We start from the raw sequence: 2,497 nt of genomic DNA, 5'->3' as shown, positions 1-2,497 counted from the left end.
TGAGCTGCCAGCCCCGGCGACCGGGATATCCATCGTCAGAAACTGGGCTGCCCGACGGTCAGGCGTCCAAACCGTCCGAGCGTGACGGATCACCCACGGGCGGGGGTGATTGGTATCGGTCCTGACTGAGATCGGCAGATCGAGACACGAACTCAGGTGGTTGCGGCGCCGAAGATACCGGGCAGGGTGGACGAGTGGGCGACCCGCAGTTCGTCGAGGCTGACGGCAAAGGCGTCCTGGACGTCGATGATGTCGCCGTCCACCACACCGATACGCCGGCACGGCAGTCCGCGGGCACCGCACATGTCGGTGAACCGCAGCTCCTCCGATCGGGAGACGGCCACCACTGCCCGACCCGCCGACTCGCTGAACAGCTCGGTGAACACGTCCGCATCGCGGGGGAAAACGATGCGGGCGCCACGCCCACCACGCAGGCAGGACTCGACCAGTGCCGATGCCAGGCCGCCGTCGGACAGGTCGTGCGCCGCGGTCAGCATGCCGTCGCGGGAACCCGAAACCAGGATCTGGGCGAGCAGCTTCTCCGCGGCGAGGTCGACCACGGGCGGCTGCCCGCCCAGGTGCCGATGCGCCACCCACGCCCACTCGGACCCGCCGAACTCCGGGCGGGTCTCGCCGAGCAACAACAGCGAGTCACCGTCATCGGTGAAGCCGATCGCGACGCGCCGCGCCACATCGTCGAAGAGGCCCAGGACACCGACCACCGGAGTCGGGTTGATCGGCATCGATCCGGTCTGGTTGTAGAAAGATACGTTACCGCCGGTCACGGGCAGGCCGAGCTGGCGGCAGGCGTCCGCGAGCCCCCGGGTCGTCTCGGCAAACTGCCACATGACCTCCGGATCCTCGGGCGAACCGAAGTTCAGGCAGTTCGTGACGGCGATCGGCACGGCCCCGGTCGCGGCCACATTGCGGCATGCTTCGGCGAGTGCGAGCTGCGCACCTGCGAACGGGTCGAGCCTGGCATACCGACCGTTACCATCTGTTGCCAGCGCGATGCCGAGGCCGGTCTCGTCGGAGAGCCTGACCACGCCGGCATCCTCGGGCTGTGCAAGCACGGTGTTGGCCTGCACATACCGGTCGTACTGGTCGGTCACCCACGCCTTCGAACACAGATTCGGCGAGGCGATCATGGTCAGCAACGTTGCGCGCAGGTCATCTCCGCTTGTCGGGCGCGGCAACGCCGCGGGGTCGTCGGCCCGCAGCCCGTCCAGGTCCGCCGGTCTGCGCATCGGCCGGTCGTACACCGGCCCGTCGTCGGCGAGCGAGCCGGGCGGCACGTCGACGACGACCTCACCATGCCACCGGATGACAAGACGACCGCTGTCGGTGACCGTTCCAATCCGGGTGGCCAGCACGCCCCAGCGTTCGGCGACCGCGAGCACCTGGGGCACTGCGTCCGGCGTGACGATCGCGAGCATCCGCTCCTGGGACTCGCTCGCGAGGATCTCGTGCGGCACCATCGAGGCCTCCCGCAGCGGGACGAGGTCGAGGTCGACCGCCATCCCACCGGGGCCACCGGTGGCCAGGCCTGCGGCGGTCGTCTCGGTCAGCGCACAGGTCAGCCCCGCGCCGCCGAGGTCCTGGATGGCGACGACAAGTCCGCGCTCGAACAGCTCCAGGCAGGATTCGATGAGAATCTTCTCGGTGAACGGGTCGCCGACCTGCACCGCTGGTCGGCGCGCCGGTCCGCCACCCTCGTCGAAGGTCGCCGACGCCAGCACCGACACTCCGCCGATGCCGTCCCGGCCGGTCTTCGCACCGAGCAGGACGACCGCGTTGCCGACTCCGGTCGCCGCCGAAGTCTGTACCCGTCCGACCGGCATCACCCCCACGCACAAGGCGTTGACCAGCGGGTTCCCCAGATACGACGGATCGAAGACGACTTCCCCGCCGATCGTCGGCAGGCCCAGGCAGTTGCCGTAGCTGCCGATGCCCGCGACCACCCCGGGCAGCATCCGCGCCGTGTCGGGTGCGTCGGCATCGCCGAACCGGAGCGGGTCCAGGACGGCGATCGGCCGGGCGCCCATGGTCAGGATGTCGCGGACAATCCCGCCGACGCCGGTCGCCGCACCCTGGTAGGGCTCGACGAAACTCGGGTGATTATGTGATTCGATCTTGAATGTGACGGCGAGGCCCTCACCGACAGCGACCACCCCGGCGTTCTCGCCCATCCCGACGAGCATGCGCCCACCGGCCGGTATGTCATGGAACCGCCGTAGGTGCACCTTGGACGACTTATACGAACAGTGTTCACTCCACATCACCGAGTACATGGCAAGCTCGGCATCGGACGGCAACCGACCGAGGGTGGAGATGATCCGGGCGTACTCGTCGTCGGTGAGACCGAGTTCCCTGTAGGGCTGGGCGGCGTCTGGCTGGGCGGCGTCTGGCTGGGCGGCATGGGGTCCGGCGGCGTCGGGCGCGGACGGGGCAGTGGGTACGGTCGGTGTGCCGGTCACGTCATCCATCTTCCCGGACG

General features: G+C 68.9%; 1 protein-coding gene. It reads right to left on the bottom strand.

Annotated features, from left to right (window positions below; all coding sequences use genetic code 11):
- Window positions 1–152: 152 nt before the first annotated feature.
- Window positions 153–2,477: a phosphoribosylformylglycinamidine synthase subunit PurL gene (purL, locus tag U9980_RS06845; RefSeq protein WP_416210175.1), complete on the bottom strand. Its 2,325-nt coding sequence runs from the start codon at window positions 2,475–2,477 to the stop codon at window positions 153–155.
- Between the last annotated feature and the right edge of the window lie 20 nt (window positions 2,478–2,497).

It is taken from the genome of Protofrankia sp. Cr1 (assembly GCF_963555865.1).
In the GTDB taxonomy this organism is placed as follows: domain Bacteria; phylum Actinomycetota; class Actinomycetes; order Frankiales; family Frankiaceae; genus Protofrankia.
Note: the sequence above shows the minus strand (reverse complement) of the source record. Positions and strands in the feature narration are given on the sequence as shown.